General features: G+C 73.5%; 8 protein-coding genes. 1 reads left to right on the forward strand and 7 read right to left on the reverse strand.

Annotation, left to right across the window (positions count from 1 at the left end):
- Position 1: 1 nt before the first annotated feature.
- Positions 2 to 673, forward strand: a complete 672-nt coding sequence (locus ABZU43_RS07020) for a hypothetical protein (RefSeq protein WP_355005608.1) — start codon at positions 2 to 4, stop codon at positions 671 to 673.
- 47 nt (positions 674 to 720) lie between these two features.
- On the opposite strand, the gene ABZU43_RS07025 is transcribed toward ABZU43_RS07020, so the two are convergent.
- The 7 genes from ABZU43_RS07025 to ABZU43_RS07055 form a co-directional block, all read right to left on the reverse strand.
- Positions 721 to 2,013 carry a multidrug effflux MFS transporter gene (locus ABZU43_RS07025; RefSeq protein WP_355005609.1) on the reverse strand — a complete coding sequence of 431 codons (1,293 nt, stop codon included), beginning with the start codon at positions 2,011 to 2,013 and terminating at the stop codon, positions 721 to 723.
- A 304-nt stretch (positions 2,014 to 2,317) separates the two neighbouring features.
- Positions 2,318 to 3,094 (reverse strand): alpha/beta fold hydrolase, encoded by a 777-nt coding sequence (locus ABZU43_RS07030; RefSeq protein ID WP_355005610.1) that lies wholly within the window; start codon positions 3,092 to 3,094, stop codon positions 2,318 to 2,320.
- 12 nt (positions 3,095 to 3,106) lie between these two features.
- Positions 3,107 to 10,276 (reverse strand): amino acid adenylation domain-containing protein, encoded by a 7,170-nt coding sequence (locus ABZU43_RS07035; protein ID WP_355005611.1) that lies wholly within the window; start codon positions 10,274 to 10,276, stop codon positions 3,107 to 3,109.
- The gene (locus ABZU43_RS07040; RefSeq protein ID WP_355005612.1) at positions 10,276 to 16,044 is read right to left on the reverse strand and encodes an amino acid adenylation domain-containing protein; all 5,769 of its coding nucleotides are present in this window, start codon (positions 16,042 to 16,044) and stop codon (positions 10,276 to 10,278) included. The genes ABZU43_RS07035 and ABZU43_RS07040 overlap by 1 nt, the downstream gene beginning before the upstream one ends.
- Positions 16,041 to 19,736 (reverse strand): ATP-binding cassette domain-containing protein, encoded by a 3,696-nt coding sequence (locus ABZU43_RS07045; RefSeq protein WP_355005613.1) that lies wholly within the window; start codon positions 19,734 to 19,736, stop codon positions 16,041 to 16,043. Before ABZU43_RS07045 ends, ABZU43_RS07040 begins: the two co-directional genes overlap by 4 nt.
- 7 nt (positions 19,737 to 19,743) lie before the next feature.
- Positions 19,744 to 20,298, reverse strand: coding sequence for a DUF6817 domain-containing protein (locus ABZU43_RS07050; RefSeq protein ID WP_355005614.1), 555 nt, complete (start codon positions 20,296 to 20,298; stop codon positions 19,744 to 19,746).
- Positions 20,295 to 21,266: a TauD/TfdA family dioxygenase gene (locus tag ABZU43_RS07055; protein WP_355005615.1), complete on the reverse strand. Its 972-nt coding sequence runs from the start codon at positions 21,264 to 21,266 to the stop codon at positions 20,295 to 20,297. Before ABZU43_RS07055 ends, ABZU43_RS07050 begins: the two co-directional genes overlap by 4 nt.
- Between the last annotated feature and the right edge of the window lie 29 nt (positions 21,267 to 21,295).

The following is a 21,295-nucleotide window of genomic DNA, read 5'->3' on the forward strand; positions in this document are numbered from 1 at the left end:
GATGCGACATCTCTGGAGCTTCCTCGCCGGGCTGGTGGTGGCGCCCATCACCTGGGTGCTGGTCACACTGGGGCAGGACGGGTCGAGCCGGACGGTCGACCGCTGGGTGGAGATCGGCACGTTCAACACCGCCAACCTGATCGAGCCGGCCGTGTACCTCGGTGTCGGCGGTGTCCTGCTGGGCCTGCTCGGCACGCTGCGCTTCTCGCCGCTGGGCCCGTTGGTGGCCGGTGCGCTGCTGGTCACCCCGTACATCGGGATGTTCGTGGCGCCCTTCTCGGTGCGCGACGCCATCCCGCACGAGTGGAAGGTGTTCGGCGATCCGCTGCCGCTGCGACTGCCCGTGGAGAACGGCACGCTCTTCCTGCTCGGCCTGCTGCTGCTGATGGCGACCTTCAGTCAACAGCGTTGGCGGCAGTGGCCGAGCCCGTCGACCGAACCGACCGTGGCACCCACCCCGGCGTCGGACGGAGGCCCCCGCGACGACGACTTCACGTTGACCGACTGGACGCCTCCCGCGCCCACGGAGCGCGACACCGCGCCCCTCACTCTGGGTTACCCGGCCGACCCGACATCGACCGAGCCGCTGCCCCGCCGGGTGGGTGGCGAATCACCCTGGTCCGCCCCACCGCGCGGCCAACCACGACCCGAGGACACCACCGAGATCCGCTGATCGCCGGGGCGGGCCGGGTTACCGGCCCGCCCTCCGTCTCTTGCGGGCTAGTGCAGCGCGATCGCCAGGTCCCTGTCGACTGTGCCGAGGTCGGCGCGGGGCACGACGAGGAGCATGACGATCAGCGCGGCGGCCATGCCGCCCGCGATGACTATCGCCATCGGCACGCTCCCGGTGCCGAACAGACCGGCCAGTGGCGCCGACAACGCACCGATGCCGAACTGCACCGCGCCGAGCAGCGCTGCGGCGGTGCCGGCGGCCTCGCTGTGCCGGCTCATCGCCAGTGCCGGCGCGTTCGGCAGGGCGAGACCGGCAGCGGCCAGGACCAGCCACAGTGACGCGAGCAGGGTGCCCAGGCCACCGATGCCGGTCGCCGCGAACATGACCAGCAGCAGTCCGGCTGCCGTTCCGGCGATCAGGGCGCCCACCAGGATCTGCTGCGGGGTGTAGCGGCGCAGCAGCCGCACGTTGAACTGGGTGGCCCCGATCAGGCCCACCGCGCCGGCCCCGAAGGCGATGCCGAACTGCTGCTCGTCGAGGCCGTACTCCTGCTGGAGCACGAACGACGAACCCGAGACGTACGCGAACAGGGCGGCCATCGCCAGCCCGGCGACCAGCACCAGGCCGACGAACGCCCGGTCGTTGAGCAGCCCTCGATAGTCGCGGAGGGTGGCGCTCACCCCGCCGTGCCGCCGACGCGCCACCGGAAGGGTCTCCGGGAGCCGGAACGCGGCCACGACGATCAGCAGCGCACCCAGCACCGCCAGCGCCGCGAAGACGCCCCGCCAGTCGGTCCAGCTCAGCAGGCCGCTGCCGAGCGTCGGCGCGAGGATGGGCGCCAGGCCCATGACGAGCATCAGCCGGGAGAAGATCCGGGCGAAGGAGGCACCGCTGAACAGGTCGCGGACCACTGCCGTCGCGACCACGGTGGCGGCGGCGACGCCGAGCCCCTGGAGTACGCGCAGCCCGCCGAGGACCTCGATGTTGGGTGCGAAGACGCACAGCACGGATGCCACGATGTGCGCGGCCAGACCGGCCAGCAGCGGCACCCGTCGCCCGACCACATCGGAGAGCGGCCCGATCAGCAACTGGCCCAACGCGAGACCGACGAGCGTGCCGGTCAGCGTCAACTGCACGGCGGTCTCGGTGGTCTGCAGGCCGGCCGTGATGGCGGGTAGCGCGGGCAGGTACATGTCGATGGTCAGCGGCCCGATCGCGATCAGGGCGCCCAGCACCAGGACGAGCTGCGCCCGCTGACGGTTGGTCATCAGGTCGCCGGGCAGCACCTCTGGCGCGACGGCTGATTCGTGACCGGTCTTGTCCACCAACTGCTTCATCATCTCGATCTCTCTGCGGAAGCTGGTGCGTCGTCACGAGCGGCGGCGCGGGCGTCACCGGCGCCGCGCGGACGCGGCGTCCCAGTGTGGGTGCCCGGCGGTGGGCAGCGTGGATGTGACGAGGCAGGGGTCGTGGCGGGGGTGGCCGGGTGGCGCGATGATCCGAGGGTGATTCTCTCGGTCGGCAACACCCCGGCGGTGTGTGACGTTCCCGGTGTGTGGGGAGTCACCCCACCCCGTCCGCCGCGCGACTCGCCTGCCGGACCATGCCGGGTGGGGCGGGCCGGGTGAGCGGCCCGCCCTCCGTCTAACTCCCCGCCGCGAGGGTGGCCCGGACGGTGCCCAGCAGGGCGTCCCGGGCCGTCATCGGAAAGAAGTGCCCGCCCGGCAGCACGTGCAGGGTGGACCCGGCCGACGTGTGCTCCCGCCACGGTGCGACCCGATCCGGCGGCACCTCCCGGTCCCGGTCCCCCGCGAAGGCGACGATCGGGCAGCTCAGCGGCGGCTCCGGCCGGTACTCGTAGGTCTCGCAGACCGCGAAGTCGGCGCGGATGGCGGGCAGGAGCAGGTCGAGCAGTTCGGGTTCGGCGAGGATCTCCTCGTCCAGACCGCCCAGCTCACGCAGCCGTTCGACGACCACCGCGTCGGGTTGGTCGTGGATGTTCGGCGAGGTACGCCGCAGCCCCGGCGCGAGGGCACCGGCAGCGAAGAGGACCCGGGGCGGCGGCACCGCGCGGCGACGCAGTTCGCGAGCCAGCTCGAAGGAGACCAACGCCCCCATACTGTGCCCGAACAGGGCGTAGGGCACCCCCAGCTCGGGGGCCAGCGCCGGGGCGAGGGCCTCCACCAGCTGCCGCACCCCGGTGTACGCCGGCTCACGCCAGCGGGACTGCCGCCCGGGCAGCTCGACCGGGCAGACCTCGACATCGTCGCCGAGCAGCTCCTGCCACCCGTGGTACGCCGAGGACCCACCACCGGCGTACGGCAGGCAGATCAGTCGGACGGCGGGGGTGACGCGGCGGCGCGGCCCGGCGGCCAGCCAGCCCTGGGCGCGGGCGGGCGCGTGGGTGGTGAGGCGGTTCACGGAACGGCTCTCCTAGTACGTCGGCTCGTCGGCCAGCAGGGCACTGGCCTCCTCGTCGGACATCTCCTCCAGCTCACTGAGCAGGTGGTCCTCGATGGCGAACGCGGCGTCCTCCAGGGTGGGACTGTCGAACAGCACCCGGATCGGCACCTGCACGTCGAACGCCTTGCGCAGGTGCACCACGGCCCGCATCGCCAGCAACGAGTCACCGCCGAGGGCGAAGAAGTTGTCGTGCACGCCGATCCGGTCGACCCGCAGGATGCCGGCCCAGACCTCGGCGATCGTCTCCTCCAGGGTGGAGCGGGGTGCCACGTACGGCACGTCGTCCGCCTCGACCGCGTCCGCCAACTCCACCAGTGGTCGCCTGTCGACCTTTCCGTTGGCGGTGAGCGGCAGCTCGTCGATCTCGTGGAACGCCGCCGGCACCATGTACCCCGGCAGCTTGCCCGCGAGGAACTCGCGCACGTCCGTCGGCACGGCACCGGCGACCCGGGGGACGACGAAGGCGACGAGACGCTTCGCGCCACGCGGCTCGCCCTGCGCCACCACCACCGCGCCGCGCACCTCGGGGTGCTGGGCGAGGGCGGTCTCGATCTCGCCCAGCTCGATGCGGTAACCCTGCACCTTGACCTGGAAGTCCTCCCGGCCCAGGAACTCGATCTCCCCGCTCGGCAGGAACCGGCCGAGGTCACCGGTGCGGTACAGACGGCCTCCGGTGGCCGGGTCCACGACGAAGCTCGCCGCCGTCCGCGCCTCGTCGTGCAGGTAGCCGCGGGCCAGGCCGACACCACCGATGTGCAGGTGCCCGGGAACCCCGGTGGGTCGGGGTCGCAACGCGTCGTCGAGGACGTGGAAGGTCTGGTTCACCATGGGCCGGCCGTACGGGATGCTCGTCCACTCCGCCGGGACCGCCCCGATCGGGTAGAGGATGGACCAGATCGACGCCTCGGTCGCGCCACCGAGGCTGACCACCTCGGGCCCGTCGAGCATCTGCCGGATCCGGTCCGGCAGGGCGACCGGGATCCAGTCACCGCTGAGCATGACCAGGCGCAGGCCGCCGGTCGCCTCCCGGACCGTGAGGTGCTCGACGAACAGCTCCATGAGGGCCGGCACCGAGTTCCAGATCGTCACGTTGGCCTTGGTGAGCAGGTCGAGCCAGGCGGCCGGATCCCGGTGTGCCGCCGCCTCCGGGAGCACCACCGCGCCGCCGACGGCGAGCGGACCGAAGACGTCGTACACGGACAGGTCGAAGCTCAGCGACGACAGCGCCAGGACCCGGTCGTCCTCGCCCACCCGGAAGCGCTCGTTGATGTCGACGACGGTGTTCAACGCACCCTCGTGTTCGATCATCACGCCCTTGGGCAGGCCGGTGGACCCGGAGGTGAAGATGACGTACGCGAGGTTGTGGGGCGTGGTGTCGATCGCCGGCAACGCGCCCGCCGGGAGGACCCGCAGCTCGTCCACCCGCAACACCTCGACCTCGCCGAACCGGTGCGCCCCGGGGCCGGCCAGGCGCCCCTGGGTCAGCACCACACGCACCCGGCCGTGCGTCAGCAGGAAACGCACCCGCTCGTCCGGCAGGTCCGGGTCGATCGGCAGGTACGCGGCCCCGGCGGCGAGCACACCGAGGACGGCGGCGCACTGCTCCCAGCCCTTGTCCATCACCACCGCGACGAGGTCGTCGGGGCGTACCCGCAGACCGACGAGGTGGGCGGCGATCGTGCGGGCGCGGTCCGCCAGCTCCCCGTAGGTGAGCGTCCGGGTCGGCGTGATCACGGCCGGGCGCTCGGGCACCCGGGCGGCGGTGGCGAAGAACGGCTCGTGCAGCAGGCCCACCGGCAACGGCGCCTCGGTGCGGTTGTACGCCGCCTGGGCGGCCAGCTCCGCGCGGGGCACCAGCGACGGCACCGGGTCGGCCCAGTGCGCCTCGTCGGCGGCGAGCCAGTGCAGCACCGACAGCGTCGCCGCGTGCATGGCAGCGACCATGCCCTCGGGGAAGAGACCCTCGACGGCGTCGATGTCCAGCACCAGGGCACCGTCCATCTCGTAAACCTGGGTGTCGATCCAGATCTGCGGTGTCTGCGAGATGGAATAGACCACCTCGCCGATCTGCGGGTGCCCGCCGATGCCCTGGAACAGACTGGTGAACACGACTGGCATGACGGCGGCGGCGTCACCGCGTACCCGCTTCAACTCCCGCGCTACCCGCACGCCGCTGAACAGTCCGTGGTCGAGGTCGGCGAGGAGTTGGTCCCGGATCGTCCGGGCGCGGGTCTCGAACGACGCCGCACCGCCCGCGTCGATCTCCAACAGCGTCACCGAGGTGAAGTCACCCAGGATCGCGTCGACCTGCGGGTGCAGCGGCAACCGGTGCGCCATCGGCAGGTTGAGGCTGAACCGCTGGTTCTTCGACCAGGTGGCGACCACCTCGCCGTACGCGGCCAGCAGCAGTGCGGTCGGAGTTAGGCCGCGCCGGGACGCGGCGGCCTTGACGGTGTCCCACTCGTCCGCCGGCACCTGCCCGGTGAGCCGGGCGAAGCGGGGCGCGGCGATGGTGTGCGGGTCGGCCGCAAGCGGCAACTCCGGGGCGAGGGCCAGTGTCGGCACCCGCTCCTGCCAGTACGCGGCGGCGCGCTGGTAGCGCTCGGTCGACTCCGCGGCCCGCGCGGCGAGCACGTAGTCGCGGAAGCTCAACTCCAGCTCGGGCAGGATCGCGTCCGGCTCGTGGTAGAGCAGTGTCAACTCCCGCATCACGATGCTCGACGCCCAGGCGTCGGTGATCAGGCCGTCGATGCTGTAGTGCACCCGCCCACGACCCTCGTCGAGCAGTGTGGCGCGCAGTTCGAACAGCGGCCACCGGTCCGGCACGAACACCTGGTGCGACATGGCGGCGCGGGTCCGCTCGAAGCTCGCGTCCACCTCGGCGGCCGGGCGACCCCGCATGTCCTCGGTGACGACGACGTAGTCCGGTACCTCGTCGAGGACCTGCTGCTCGCCGTGCGGCAGCACGACGGTACGCAGCGACCCGTGCCGCTGGATCAGCAGGCGCAGTGCCCGCTGCAACCGCGACACGTCCAGCTCGGGGACGTCGAACTCCTCGTAGCCGTGCATGCCGACGTTGCCCAGCTCGAACACGCCGGTGCGGCCGATCCAGTACGCCTGCTGCACATCGGTCAGCGGGAACGGCAGGTGCGCCGACGCCGGGTCCGGCACGACGGCCGGCAACGACTCGGGGCCGCTGACACCGACCTCGGCGCGGGCCGCGCGTACCGCGGCGGCGAGGCCACGGACCGTCGGGTCGGCGACGAAGGCGCGCAGCGGGACGTCCGCCCCGCACACCCGGCCGACCTGGGCGACGAGCTGAGCTGCGAGCAGGGAGTGCCCACCCAGCTCGAAGAAGCCGACGGTGGGCGCGACGTCCCGTTCGCCGAGCAGGTCGGCGAAGATCGCCGCCACCTCGCGCTCGGTGGGGTCTTCGACCGCGTGGACCTCGGCGGGGTAATCCGCCGTGCCGCCCTCGGTCTCGTCGAGCACGGTCACCACCACGTACCCGGTGGAGGTCGCCGCGCCCACCACCCGGGCGGCTGTCCGTTCGACGGCCGACAGGTCCGCCACCGGCCACCCGTAGGTCACCCACTCCGCGTCGGACTCCCGGCCGAGCGCCGCCGTCTGCGCGACAAGGTGGCCGGCGAGCGGGTTGTCCGGCGTACCGCCGAGCAGGTGCACTTCGACGGCGGTGACCGGCTCCCGCGCGCCGACGCCCACCGCGGCCAGCGTGGCCAGGGCCTCGTCGGCGGACGTGCGGGCGTCCACCGGCACCAGCACGGTCACCGGACCGGGCTGACCGGCACCCCCGGGTTCGTCGACGCTCGCACCGGCGGTGGTGAGGGCCCGCCGGAACGCGGCACCGACCACCGTGTCGCCGGCGAGCTGGTATCGGGCACCGGTGTGCCGCTCGGGGGCGGCAGCCGGAGCCGCGGTGACGTGCGGCAGGAAGCGGTGCCCGCCACGCACTGCCACCACCGGCTCGGGGGCCGCGCACCTGACCTCCCGGACCACCGAGGCGGCGAGGCGGCGGGCGGCCACCGGCGTCGTGGCCGGGAGCACGTCGAGCAGCGTTCGGGTGCCGGACCCGCCGCCGGTCGCCCAACCGGCGAGCACGCCGCGCGGCGGCACCAGCGTCTCGGTGCCGGTCACGTCGAGCGCGCCGTCGGTGACGACGACCACCCGGGCGTACGCGTCGCCGCGCCTGCTGAGCGCGTCACCAAGGGCCGCGAGCGTGGGTGCCGGGTCGCCCTGTGGAGCCGCCAGCAGCACACCGTTGACCCGCTCCTGCGGCGACAGCGATGTGCGGAGCTCGCCGGTGGCCGGATCGAGGTCAGCGGCGACCACCCGGGCCCCCGCCGCGCGTAGCTCGTCGACGACGCCGTCCGGCAGACCGGCGTCGACTGCCAGCCAGGCACCGCTCACGGTGGTCGCCGGGCCGGCACCGCCGGCCCGGCGGTAGCCGCGCACGACGAGCCCGTCGGCACCCGCCCGGCTCGTCACCGCGTCCCGGGGAGGATCGACCCAGCAGCGTTCCCGCTCGAACGGGTAGGCCGGCAGAACCGTCCGCCGGGGCGGCACGTCACCGTGCAGCGCCTCCCACCCGATCGCGACGCCCATCCGCCACAGCGCACCGGCGGCGGCGAGAAGCTCCGTCTCGGCGTCGGCGTCCCGGCCGGCCGACGGCAGCGACGCCACCGCGCGGGCGGCCGATCCACCGGCGAGGCGGGTCAACACCCGCCCGGGACCGACCTCCAGCACCACGGCGTCGGCGTCGGCGTCGCGCAGCGCCGCCAGGCCGTCGCCGAAGCGGACGGTCGACCGCAGTTGCCGGGCCCAGTACGCGGGGTCGGTGGCCGACTCGGCGGTGATCCAGGTACCTGTCACGTTCGACACGAAGGGGATCTCCGGCGCCGAGCGCGGCACCTGGGCCACCTCCGCCTCGAACGCCGACCCGGCGGCGGCCATCGACCGGGAGTGGAACGCGTGCGAGGTGGCCAGCCGGGTCGAGGCCACCCCCCGCTCGCGCAGCCGGGCCTCGAGAGCCGCCACGGCCTCGGGCGGCCCGGAGACGGTGCACTGCCGGGGGCCGTTGACGGCGGCGAGGTCCAGCACATCGTCGAGCAGCGGCAGCAGCTCAGCCTCGGCCAGCGGCACCGCGACCATCACGCCCGGCTCCGCCGCCTGCATGAGCCGACCGCGTGCCGCGACCAGGCGCACCGCGTCGGGCAGTGCGAACACCCCGGCCAGGCAGGCGGCCACCAGCTCACCCACACTGTGTCCGAGCAGCTCCGCCGGTCGTACGCCCCAGTGCGCCCAGAGCTTCGCCAGCGCGTACTCGACGACGAACAGCGCCGGCTGCGCGTACCGGGTCTGCTGGAGCTGTTCCGCAGCGCTCTCCCGCTGGTCGTCGGCGGGGAACAGCAGGTCCCGGATGTCCGTGTCGAGCAACGGCGTCAGCAGGTCCGCGGCCCGGTCCACCTCGGCGCGGAACACCGGCTCAGCGACGTAGAGGGCGTGCGCCATGCCGGTGCGCTGCGCGCCCTGACCGGGGAAGGTGAACAGCACCGCGCGGTCGGTGGCGGTCTCGGCCGGCCGGGTCGCCGGTCGCCGCAACACCTCGACCACCTCGGCGGGGCTGCCGCCGACGACCGTCCGGCGGTACGGCAGCGTCCGCCGGCCGCGTTGCAGGGTGTACGCCACCTCGGCCAGCGGTGTGTCCGGGTGGGCGCTCAGGTGCGCGGCGAGCCGCTCGGCAGCCGTGTCGAGGGCGGTGGGTGTGGCGGCGGACAGGGGCAGCACGTGCCGCCGGCGGCTCTCCTGGCCCGCCACGCGGGTCGGGGCCTCCTCCACGACGACGTGCGCGTTGGTGCCACCGATGCCGAACGAGCTGACGCCGGCACGGCGCACCCCGCCCGGCCACGGGGTGCGGGCTGCGACGACGTGGAAGGGACTCGCGTCCAGACCCAGCTCGGGGTTGGCGGTGCGGAAGTGCAGCGACGGCGGGATCTCGCCGGCCCGCAGCGCCAGCACCGTCTTGATCAGACCGACGACCCCGGCGGCGGTGTCGAGGTGCCCGACGTTCGTCTTGACCGAGCCGAGCCCGATGCGGCCCGGCGGCAGGTCACCGAAGGCGCTCGTCAACGCGGCCACCTCGATCGGGTCACCGAGCGGGGTGCCGGTGCCGTGCGCCTCGACGTAACCGATCGTGCTGGGGTCGACCCCGGCGACGGCGAGCGCCTCGGCGATGACGTCGGCCTGCCCGTCCACGCTCGGGGCGGTGAAGCCGACCTTGCGGTCGCCGTCGTTGTTCACTGCCGAGCCTCGGATCACGGCGTGCACCAGGTCGCCGTCCGTCATCGCGTCGGCGAGCCGCTTGAGCACGACGACGCCGGCGCCGCTGCCGGCCACCGCGCCGGTCGCCTCGGCGTCGAACGCCCGGCAGTGACCGTCGGCGGAGAGGATGCCGCCCTGGGTGTGCCGGTAGCCACGGCGGCGGGCGATGACCGTCGCGCCGCCGGCCAGCGCGACGTCGCACTCGCCGGCAAGCAGCGCCTGCGCGGCCATGTGCACGGCGACCAGGGAGGTGGAGCAGCCGGTCTGCACGCTGATGCTGGGGCCCCGCAGGTTGACCTTGTAGGACACCCGGGTCGGCAGGAAGTCCTTGTCGTTGCCGATGGAGGTCTGGAACGCCCCGACCCGGGCCACCAGGTCCGCGTTGGGCAGCAGATTGTGCAGCAGGTACGAGCTCTCCCCCACCCCGGCGTAGACGCCTGTCACCGGTGTCGTGGAGTCGAACGGGTGACCGGCGTGCTCCAACGCCTCCCAGGCGCACTCCAGGAAGATCCGGTGCTGCGGGTCGAGCAGCTGCGCCTCACGGGCCGAGAACCCGAAGAAGCGGGCGTCGAAGCCGGCCGGGTCGTCGAGGACGCCGAGGGCACGGACGTAGTCGGGGTGGTTGAACTCCTCGGGTGCGACGCCGTCGGCGATCAGGTCGGCGTCGTCGAGGGTGGTGAGCGATTCAACCCCGTCGCGCAGGTTGCTCCAGAAGGCGTCGAGGGTGGCGGCCCCGGGAACCCGGAGCGCCATTCCGACGACGGCGATGGCGGTGTCGGGCAGCGTACGTTCCTCGGTCATCATGCGTCCCCCCTGTCGTGATGCCGGCCCGGCCGACGTCGCGGTGTGCGCGCCCGTTGGATGGCGGCGCGTGTCTCGGCGCGGTGGTGCGCGGCGGACATCGCCGGCGTCCGGTCCCCGGACGCCAGGTGCCGGGCGAGTGCCCGCACTGTGGGGTGGCGGAACAGCTCCACCACCGGCACCGTGCGTCCCAGCCGCTCGGACAGGTGCGTCTGCACCCGCATCACGAGCAGCGAGTGCCCACCGATGTCGAAGAAGTTGTCGTCGACGCCCACCTCGTCGACCACCAGCACGTCGCGCCAGATCGCCGCCACCGCGCGCTCCAACTCGCTGCCGGGCACACCCACCCCGGCAGGGGTCGGGGCGGCGGGCGGCGCGAGGGCGGCCCGGTCGACCTTGCCGCGCTCGCTACGTGGCAGCCGGTCCAGCGTGACGATCGTGGCCGGCACCATGTACCCGGGCAGCCGGTCGGCCAGGTGCGCGCGCAGGAGCGCCACGTCCACGTCGCCGGGCGTCACGTAACCGACCAGCGTGGGTCGGCCCGGCACGTCCTCGCGCAGCACCGCCGCCGCCTCCCCGACCGCGGGGTGGGCGCCGAGCGCCGCCTCGATCTCGCCCAGCTCGATCCGGAAGCCGCGCACCTTGACCTGGTCGTCCTCCCGGCCGAGGAACTCGAGCACCCCAGCGACACCGAGGCGGACCCGGTCCCGGGTGCCGTACATGCGGTCGCCGGGCGGGCCCCACGGGTCGGGCAGGAAGCTGACGGCGGTGCGGGCCGGGTCCCCGACGTAGCCCTGCGCCACCCCCGGTCCGCCGAGCCACAGGTCCCCCGGGACCCCGCGCGGCACCGGCCGCAGTCCACGATCGAGGACGTACGCCCGCACCCCCGGCAGTGGCAGTCCCACCGGGACGCTGCCGGTGACCGGCTCCCGGTCGCCGCCCGGCTCGTGCACTGTGGCGGTGATGGTGGCCTCGGTCGGGCCGTACGCGTTGAGCCAGCGCACCTCCGGCGCGGCGGCGCGCCACTGGGCGAGCCGTCCCGCGTCGACCCGCTCGCTGCCGACCACGACGAGCCGCAGCTCCGGACAGGAGGCGGGCGGGTGACGGTCCAGCGCCGCCACCCACTCGTGCCAGTACGACGCCGGCAGGTTGAGCACTGTGAGTCGCTCCCGGCGGGCCAGTGCGGTCAACTCGTCGAGACCGGGCACCGGCCCGGCCGGCGGCAACACCACGGTCCCGCCCCGGATCAGCGTCCCGAACAGCTCCTCGACGGCCACGTCGAAGCCGAGCGCGGCGAACTGGAGCACCCGGTCGGCGTGGGTGAGCGCGTAGTGCCCGGCCACCGCCTCCAGGCTGTGCACCAGGTTGCGGTGGCTGACGCGGACGCCCTTGGGTTGCCCGGTGGTGCCCGAGGTGTAGAGCACGTACGCCGGCGCCGACGGGTGCACCGGCGGGCCGACGGCGGCCGGGCCGGCGGCGGCCGGGGCGGCGGCGGCCGGGGCGGCGAGCACCGCGTCCTCGATCGCGACGAACGGCAGGTCGACGGCGGGCGGGCGGGTCTCGCGGGAGCCGAGCAGCAGCACCGCCGACGAGTCGGCGAGGACGTGCGCCAACCGCCTCGGCGGGATCGCCGGGTCCAGTGGCACGTACGCGGCCCCGGCGCGCAGGACGCCGAGCAGCGCCGCCGGCCAGTCGGGGCTGCGCTCCAGCAGGACGGCGATGGTGTCACCGGGGCGTACGCCCCGGGCGGTCAGGTGGGCGTGCACAGCGGCGGCACGGCTGTCCAGCTCCGCGTGGCTGACCTGCCGGTCGCCCTGCACCAGCGCCGGGCGCTGCGGCCAGCGCGCCGCGGCGGCGGCGACCAGGCCGTGCAGAGTCGATGCGGCCGGCGCGTCGGTAGACCCGCCGACCGACGGGACCGGCTCGGGGCCTGGCAACAGATCCAGAGTGGACACCGGGGCGTCCGGGGCGCTCAGCGCCGACTCCAGCAGAGTCCGGTAACTGTGCGCCAGCCGCTCGGCGGTGTCCCTGTCGAACAGGTCGACGTCGTACTCCACGGTGCCGCGCAGCTCGCCCGTGGCGCTGGGCACCTCGTCCCAGGCCACCGTGAGGTCGAACTTCGCCACCCGGCCGGGTGGCTCGGTCACCCCGACCGACAGACCGGGTACCGCGTCGGTCCGCTCGGGCAGGTTCTGTGCCGACAGCATGACCTGGAACAGCGGGGTACGACTGGGGTCGCGTGGTGGCCGGACCGCCTCGACGACCTGCTCGAACGGGACGTCCTGGTGCTCGTACGCGCCGAGCACCGCGTCCCGCGCCCGGGCCAGCACGTCGACGAAGGTCTCGGTGTCCTGCCAACGGGTCCGCAGCACGACGGTGTTGACGAAGAAGCCCACCAGGTCGTCGAACTCGGAGCGGGTGCGCCCGGACACCGGGCTGCCGACACTGACGTCGCGGACGTCCGCGTACCGGCCCAGCACCAGCTGGAACGCGGCGAGCAGCACCATGAACCGGGTGACGCCGTGCCGCCGTCCCACCGCGTCGAGGCGTTCGACCAGGGCGGCGGGCAGCCGTACGTCGAACGTCTCTCCCCGGTGTCGGGCGGTGGCCGGGCGGGGACGGTCGGTCGGGAGGTCCAGTGCCACGGGCGCATCTGCCAGCTGGTCCACCCAGTACGCGAGCTGGGTCGTCCGCGCGTCGCCGGCCAGCAGCGCGCGCTGCCACAGGGTGTAGTCGACGTACTCGACGGTGAGCGGGCCCGGTGCGGGCGTGCCGATGGTCCGGGCGGCGTAGAACGCGCCGAGGTCACGGATCAGCACGCCGATCGACCAGCCGTCACAGACCGCGTGGTGCAACGTCATCAGGAGCATCGCGTGCTCGTCGGTCAGCCGAACCAGGTGCCAGCGGGCCAGCGGCCCGGTGGCGAGGTCGAAGGGTCGGGCGGCGGCGTCGCGCAGGAGGGCGTCGGCCTGCTCGTCACGGTCGGCCCGGTCACGCAGGTCGTCCACTGTGAGGACGACCGCTGGCTCGTCGTCCACGACCTGCCGGGGCTCGCCGTCGATCGTCACCAGCCGGGTTCGCAGCGCCGTGTGCCGCGTCACCAGCCCTCGCAGGCCGGCGTCGAGGGCGTCGACGTCGAGCGGGCCGTCCACTGTGAGCACGAGCGGCACCGAGTAGACCGCCTGACCGGCGTCGAGCCGGTCGAGGAACCACAGCCGCTGCTGGGCGTACGACAGGGGGTGCGGCCCGGGGCCGGCGGCCGGCACCGGCGGGCGGGCGTCGTCCGGGCCGGCGTCGGCGACGCGTGCCGCGAGCGCGGCGACGGTGGGCGCCTCGAAGGCGGCGCGGACGCCCAGCCGCACGCCGGCGGTGGCGGCGATCCGCGCCACCATCTGCGCCGCGAGCAGCGAGTGGCCGCCGAGGGCGAAGAAATCGTCGGCGGCGGACACCACCGGCACGCCGAGCAGGTCCTGCCAGGTCCGTGCGACCAGTTCCTCGATCGGGCCGCTGGGCGGCACGCCGTCGGCGGCCCGGACGCCGTGATGCGCGTCGGGCGCGGGCAACGCTTCGCGGTCCACCTTGCCGTTCGGGGTGACCGGCAACGCCGCCAGCGGCACGTACCAGGTCGGCACCATCGCCTCGGGCAGCCGGGCGGCGAGGTGGGCCCGCAGCTCACTCGCCGGGACCGGAGCGTCGTCCGGGACGACGTAGGCGACGAGCCGACGTTCGTCGCCGTCCCCGTGCACGGTGACGGCCGCCGCCCGGACGCCCGGGCAGGTGGTGAGGGTGCTGGCGATCTCGTCCGGCTCGATCCGGACACCGCGGATCTTGACCTGCTGGTCGGCCCGCCCCAGGCACTCCAGTTGACCGTCCTCGCGCCACCGCACCACGTCACCGGTGCGGTAGACGCGGGCGCCGGGCTCGAAGGGGCTCGGCACGAACCGCTCGGCGGTCAGGTCGGGCCGGCCGACGTACCCGTGCGCGAGACCGGCGCCGCCGATGAACAGCTCCCCCGGAGCGCCGATGCCGGTCAGCCGGCCGTGGTCGTCGAGGACGTAGAGCAGCTCCCCGCCGATCGGTCGGCCGATCGGGGTCCGCGCCGCGTCGCCGGGCAGGTCGGTCACGTCCCAGGTGCTGGAGAACGTGGTGCACTCGGTCGGGCCGTACCCGTTGACGAGGCGCAGGCCCGGCAGGGCGGCGGCCAGTGTGGCGACCCGGCGGGCGTCGGCCGGCTCGCCGCCGAAGTAGAGGGCGCGCAACGGGGCGAACATCGCCGGGTCGGCGTCCACGCACCTGTGGAACAGGGCGGTGGTGAGCATCAGCACCGTGACGCCGTGCTCGGCGAGTCGATGACCCAGCCGGGACGGCGTGAGCACGTCGTCCTTGGGGATGCCCACCAGGCGCGCGCCGTTGAGCAGCGCACCCCACACCTCGAAGCTCGCCGCGTCGAACGACACGTTGGCCGCCTGGGCGACCGCGTCGGCGGGCCCGACGGGGAAGTAGTCGGCGCGGTGAACCAGCCGGACGATCCCGCCGTGGGTGGTCTCGACCCCCTTCGGCCGCCCTGTCGACCCGGAGGTGTAGAGGACGCAGGCCCGCTGGTTCGGGTACGTCGGCGGCCACGTCGGCGCGGACCGTCCCGCGGGCAGCACCAGCCGGTCGAGGCGCAGCACCGGCAGGTCGTCGACGACGGCCACCGGACCGTCGGCGAGCAGCAGCCGCGCCCGGCTGTCGCGCAGCATGAACTCCCGCCGCGCCTCGGGGTAGGACGGGTCCAGGGGCAGGTACGCCGCCCCGGTGGCGAGCACCGCGAGCATCGCCACGACGAGCTGCGCGGACGAGCCCATCGCCAGGCCGACGACACTGCCCGGGGTGACCCCGTGTCCGGTCAGGACGGTCGCCAGGGCATCCGCCTGGGCGCGCACCTCGGCGTACGTGAGGGTGGTGCCGTCGTACTCCAGGGCGACGGCGTCCGGTGTCGCCTCGGCCTGGCTGAGGAACGCCGCCGGCACGCTAGGCGGACCTGCCGTACCGCCGCCGGTGCCCCACCGGGCGACCAGCTCGCGCTCCTGCGCCGACGTGTGCACGAGGGTGGAGATCGGCGCATCGGGGTCGGTCAGGGCGTTGTCGAGCAACGTCAGGTAGTGGTCGGCGAACCGGCGCATCGTCGCGCTGTCGAACAGGTCCGGGTCGTAGGCGAGGACGCCGGACGCCCCGTCGGGTCCCGGCTCGTCCCAGAGCACGCTCAGGTCGGGCGGCACCGCGCCGGTGCTGGCGGGGGCCGCTCCCACCCCCAGCACGACCGGGCAGAGCGCGGCACGGCTCGGGTCGTGGGGTAGGCCGAGCGCCTCGGCCACCCGGTGCAGCGGGACGCCGGTGTACGGCAGGGCCGCCCGCAACCCGGCGTCGACCCGCGCGAACAGGTCGGCGGCCGACGGGTCGTCGTCCCACCTGCCGCGCAACGGCACCAGGGTGTCGTCCAGCGGCGTCGCGGTGGCCAGGTCCCGGGTGCCGGCGTGCCGGCCCAGCACCACCTGCCCCACGGCGAGCAACGGCACGGAGGGCGCGACGCCCACCGCCGCGCTCACCGCGTGCAGCCGTCGGGTGGTGTCCGGGCCGACGGTGAGCGTCACCCGGTCGGTGTGCTGGCGTCGACGGGCCGGGCGGACCCGGTCGGTGACCAGGTCCACTGTGGGTACGCCGGCCAGCCCGGCGCGCCAGTGGGCGAGCGCGTCCGCCTCCGCGGCCATCGCACGCGACCCGGTCACTGCACCGGCTCCCCAAGACTCGACTGGCCGGCGCGCTGCCCGATCGGGTTCGTCGCCCCGGCCAGCACCCCGGCCGGATCGCTGTCGGTCACCCGGGCCACCAGCCCACCGTCGAGCGTCACCACCCGGTCGGCGCCGGCCAGGGTCTCCCGGCGGTGGGCGATGGTGAGCACCGTCGCGTCGGCGAGGTCCACCGCCAGCAGCCGCTGGATGCGGGCATCGGTCTCGGCGTCGAGGCTCGACGTGGCCTCGTCGATGAGGACCAGCTTCGCGTCCCGCAGCAACGCCCGGGCCAGGCAGAGCAGCTGTCGTTCACCGGCGCTGAGCTGTCCGCCGCCGGCGGACAGGACCGCGTCGAGACCGCCACCGTCCACGCCGAGCAGCCGGTCGGCGAGACCCACCTTGGTGAGGACTGCGGTGACCTCCGCGTCGGGGTACGCACCGGTCGGGTCGATGTTGTCCCGCAGGGTGCCGGGCAGCAGCACCGGATCCTGCGGTACCACCTCGACGGCGGCCCGCAGGTCGGCCAGCCGCAGCGTGGCGGTGTCCACCCCGTCGATGAGGATTCGCCCCTGCTCGGCTGGCACGAACCGCAGCAGCGCGGTGAACAGGCTGGACTTGCCGCTGCCGGTCCGGCCGACGATGCCGATCTTGCTGCCCGCCGGGGCGTCGAACGACACGCCGTTCAGCGCGGCCGGGCCACCCTCGGAATAGCGCAGAGTGACGTTCTCGAAGTGGACCTCGCCGGCGGTGGGCCAGCCGGCCGGGGCCGGTCGCCCGTCGGTCGGCTCGACCGGCAGCCGGGTGTAGTCGTCGACACGTTCGAAGCTCGCCAGCGACAGGTCCATCATCTGCACCGTCATCAGGCTCATGGCCAGCGCCTCCATCAGCGCGTACACGAAGCTGATCCCGACACCGGCGAGCCCGGCGCCGATCCCGCCCACGGCGACGATCAGCACCCCGTACGTCAGCAGGACGACCGCGCCGAGCATGTCGAGCTTCAGGTTGAAGTGCCGCGACAGCGCGTTGACCGTGTAGTCGGCGTGGTGCGCGACGCGGACCCGCTCACCGAACGCGGCCTGGTAGCCGCGCACCCGGCTGCTCCGGCCCTCGATCGAGGTGACCCCGTCGACGGCCTCGTTGAGCAGCGCGAGCATCGGCTCGTTCGCCTGCTTCGACAGCCGGGACGCCTCGACCGTGCTGGCCCGGGTGAGCCGCTGCCAGCGGAGGTAGACCACCAGCAGCAGCGGGGCGGCCACCAGCATCAGCGGACTGGTGAAGGCCAGCGCCGCCAGCGGCACGACCAGGCCGACGGCGACCCGGAGGGTGTCCATGGTGGTCTCCGGCAACTCCAGGTCGATGGTCTCCATGTCACCGGAGAACCGCGCCAGGACGCGTCCGGAGGAGTTGCGGTCGAAGAACGACAGCGGGGCCCGGAAGACCCGGTTAAGCATCGACCCGTGCAGGTTCTGGCCGGCGGACACACCCCGGGCGAAGGCGAAGCTGAACAGCCCGCGATCCAGCACGAGCGCCAGCAGACCGATGGCGGCGAACACGCCCGCGTAGTACAGCGTGTCCTGCCCGGCGTGCTCGGTCCAGTGGCCGAGCCAGAACGACGAGCCGCCCAGGACGGCCTGCCCGCCGACGGCCAGACCGAGCAGAACGACAGCGAGGAGGCCCGGGGTCAGCACCTGCAGGTAACGACGGTAGGTGGCGGAACCGACCTTACCGGCGCGGACCGTCTCCTCCTCCTCCTCGGCGGCCATTTCCTCGGCCACCTCGTCCAGCGCGGCGCCGTCCGGGTCGGACGGCGTCGCGGCCTCGGCGGCCATGGCCGGCAGCAGGTCCGGCATCTGCGCGGCGATGTCGGCGAACCGGCCCGCCGCGACCACCCGGCCACCGTCGAGGACCACCACCCGGTCGGCGCGTCGGGCCACGTCGAGGCGGTGGGTGGCAACGATCCGGGTACGCCCGGCGAGCACCCCGTCGAACAGCGCCTCCAGGATGGTGCCGGCGACCGCGTCGTCAACGGCGCTGGTCGGGTCGTCGAAGAGGTAGACGTCGGCGTCCTCGTAGGCGGCGCGGGCCAACGCGATGCGCTGCCGTTGCCCGCCGGAGAGGTTCACGCCCCGCTCGCCGATGGCCGTGCCGTCGCGGGCCGGCATCGCCGCCAGGTCCGCCTCCAGGGCGGTGGCGCGGACGACCGCCGCGTACCGGTCCGGATCGTCGGGCGAGAAGCAGCGGATGTTGTCGACGACGCTGCCCTGCATGATCCAGGGACGCTGCGGCAGGTAGACGGCGCTGCCGCCGACCTGGGCGGTACCCGCGACCGTCGGCAGCGCCCCGGCCAGCGCCGCGAGCAGCGCGGACTTGCCGCTGCCGACCCGGCCCAGCACGCAGATCAACTCACCGGGCGCGACCCGCAGGTCGACGCCGGTCAGGACCGGCCGGGCGTCCGCGTCGGCCCCGGGCCAGGTGAACGACGCGCCGTCGAGGTCGACCGCCCCGGCCGGCGCGTCGTCATCGGTCGACGCCTCGGCGGTGTCCGCGGCCCGCAGGAAGGTCGTCACCTTTCCGAACGCCACCCGCCACTCGTTGCGCATGTCCAGGTAGCGCACCAGCTCGGGCAGTTGGGACCGGAGGACGGTGAGCACGGCGATCGCCGCGAACACGTCCGCCGCCTTCAGTTCGTTGCCGAGCGCCGCGTACGTGACCAGGGTGGCCATCACCATCAGCACCGGCGCGGCGGCGTTCACCAGGTAGAGCGTGGCGAGGCGCTTCTGCCGGCGGACCAGCAACGCGTTGAGCGTCGCGCGTTCCCGGCCGACAGCCCGCTCGGCGACGTCCTCCCAGCCGTGGGTGCGCAGCGTCCGCATGGCCCCCAGGTACTCGCCGACCAGCCCGATCCGGACGCCGTTCGCGTCCCGGATCGCCGGCACCAGCGCGAAGACCCTCTCGTTGGCCACGTGCGACAGCCACAGGCCGGCGATGAGGATGACGATGCCCACCAGCGCCGCCCAGCCCAGCAGCACCCACAGGACCACGCAGGAGCCGGCGATGCCCAGCGGCACCGCCCACGCCATGTGCGTGAACGCGACCCGCCCGACCCTCCGGGCGTCGGACGAGGCGAGGGTGATGACCTCCCCGGAAGGGTGGGCCAGTCGGGCGCCGCGGTCCATCCGCAGGTACTTGCGCAGGATCTCGGTCCGCAGCAGCGCGGTGATCGAGTGCGCGGTCTTCCACACCTCGGACCACTGGTGCTTGTGGCTCAACGCGTCCAGGACGTAGAAGCCGGCCAGGCCGGCGGCGATCAGCAGACCCTCCACCACCGGGCCCCGGCCGTCGCCCTCGAACCAGGCGATCAGCTCCCGCACCAGCAGCGGCCCGACGGTCGCGCAGGTCTGGTAGGCCAGGAAGATCAGGCCCGCCCACCAGAACCGCCTACGGTAGGTCTGGTAGAGGGCGCGCCGCAGCCCGTCCGGCTGGTCCCGCCGGGCTGCCCAGGCACGCTCGAAGACCGGGGTCACCCGCTCCAGGTGGTCGTACCGGGGCGGCGTCAGGCTGTCCGACAGCTTCAGTGGTCGGCGCAGGGACGCCTTCACCAGGATCGAGGGCCATTGGACGAAGAGTCGGGACAGCACTCCCGCGTCCTGTTCGGCACTCGGGCGGACCGGTGTGGTGGTTGTCGACACGGTGCGTCTACTCGTTTCCAGCGAGGGCGAGCGGAGCGAACCCGTAGGCGCGCTCCAGGGCGGTACGGACACTGTCCGGCAGATAGCGGCGCATGGCGTCGAACTCGCGGGCGCGGCTGTACTTGCTTGACTCGGCGAACCGGGGACGTTGCTCCAGCCAGTTCGCCACCGTCAGGGCGGCGAGGTCGGCGTACTGGCCGGCGCTGACACCGACGCAACCGCCCGAGCGGTCCTCGAGCAGGAACGGCGGGCCGTCGAAGGCGGCGTCGAAGAGGGCGCTGCGGGTGACGGTGCCGAACAGGTACGCCAGCGTCTCCGCCTCCGCGCCGATCAGCTCCCGCACGGCGGGCCGCAGCTCGTGCGGGATCGCGCCGGTCGGGAAGATCTCCGTGCCGTACACCGAGTGGAACAACCCCGCGTCGCACAGCTCCTGTCGCGACCCCCACTGGGCCAGCAGGTCGTGCACGCCGCGCAGATGCGCCAGCAGGTTGGCCTCCGAGTGCGCCAACTCGGCCACCCCGTGCGACTCCAGGAAGGCGATCTTCTCGGCGAGGCCGCTCACGCCGCCTCCCGACTGCCGTACGACCCGGTCATCGCCACCAACGTCTTGCGCGGCCCGGTGAAGCTGGACCGGCCGTGCGCCATCGCCATGTTGTCGACGACCAGCAGGTCACCCTGCTGCCAGGGGAAGGCCAGGGACTCCGCGTCGAACGCGGCGCGGATCGCCGCGAGGTCGGCGTCGGTGATCGGGCTGCCGTCACCGAGGTACGCGTTACGCGGCAGGTCCTCCTCGGCCAGCAGTTCCAGCAGCGCCTCCCGGGTGGCCTCGGGCAGGTTGGAGACGTGGAACAGGTGGGCCTGGTTCATCCAGACCGTCCGCCCGGACACCGGGTGCACGGTGACGGCCTGGCAGGTCTCGGTGGTCCGCAGCGCGCCGTCGTCGAACCACTCGTAGGTGATGCCCCGCTCGCGGCAGAACTCCTGCACTGCCTCCCGGTCCATCCCGGGGAACGTCTCCTGCCAGGACACCCCGAGACCGACCCGGTAGTTGCGCACGTACCGCACACCGTGCCGCTCGAAGCGCTCGCGCACCTCGGCGGGGATGCGCTGCCAGACGGCGTGGCTGTCGGCGAGCGGAGTCTCCCCGCCGGTCTGGGCCGGGATGTTCGAGTAGAAGAACAACCGCCGAGGCCACACGCTGGTGTACGCCATCTCGTTGTGCAGCGGGATGACCTCGGTGGCCGGGTACTCGGTGGAGGTGTACACGTCGCCGACCTTGCTGCGCGGCGTGGACCGGTAGGTGTACTCGGCCATCTCCTCGCCGAAGACTTTGACGAACGCGGAGAAGGCCGGCGCGTCCGGGGCGTCGAACCCGCGCAGCAGGACGGCGCCGTGGCTGTCCAGTCGGTTGTTGATCAGGTCGAGGTGCTCGGTGGCCCATTGCGCCGGCGAGATGCCGGGCGAGGTGGCCTCGATGCAGGCCACCCGGTTGCGCTCCGGGAACAGGCAGCTCTCTTTCACGTGGTCCATGTCGGAGTCCTTCCGCGTACGTCGGGTCG

It is taken from the genome of Micromonospora sp. NPDC005205 (assembly GCF_040608275.1).
Lineage (GTDB): Bacteria > Actinomycetota > Actinomycetes > Mycobacteriales > Micromonosporaceae > Micromonospora.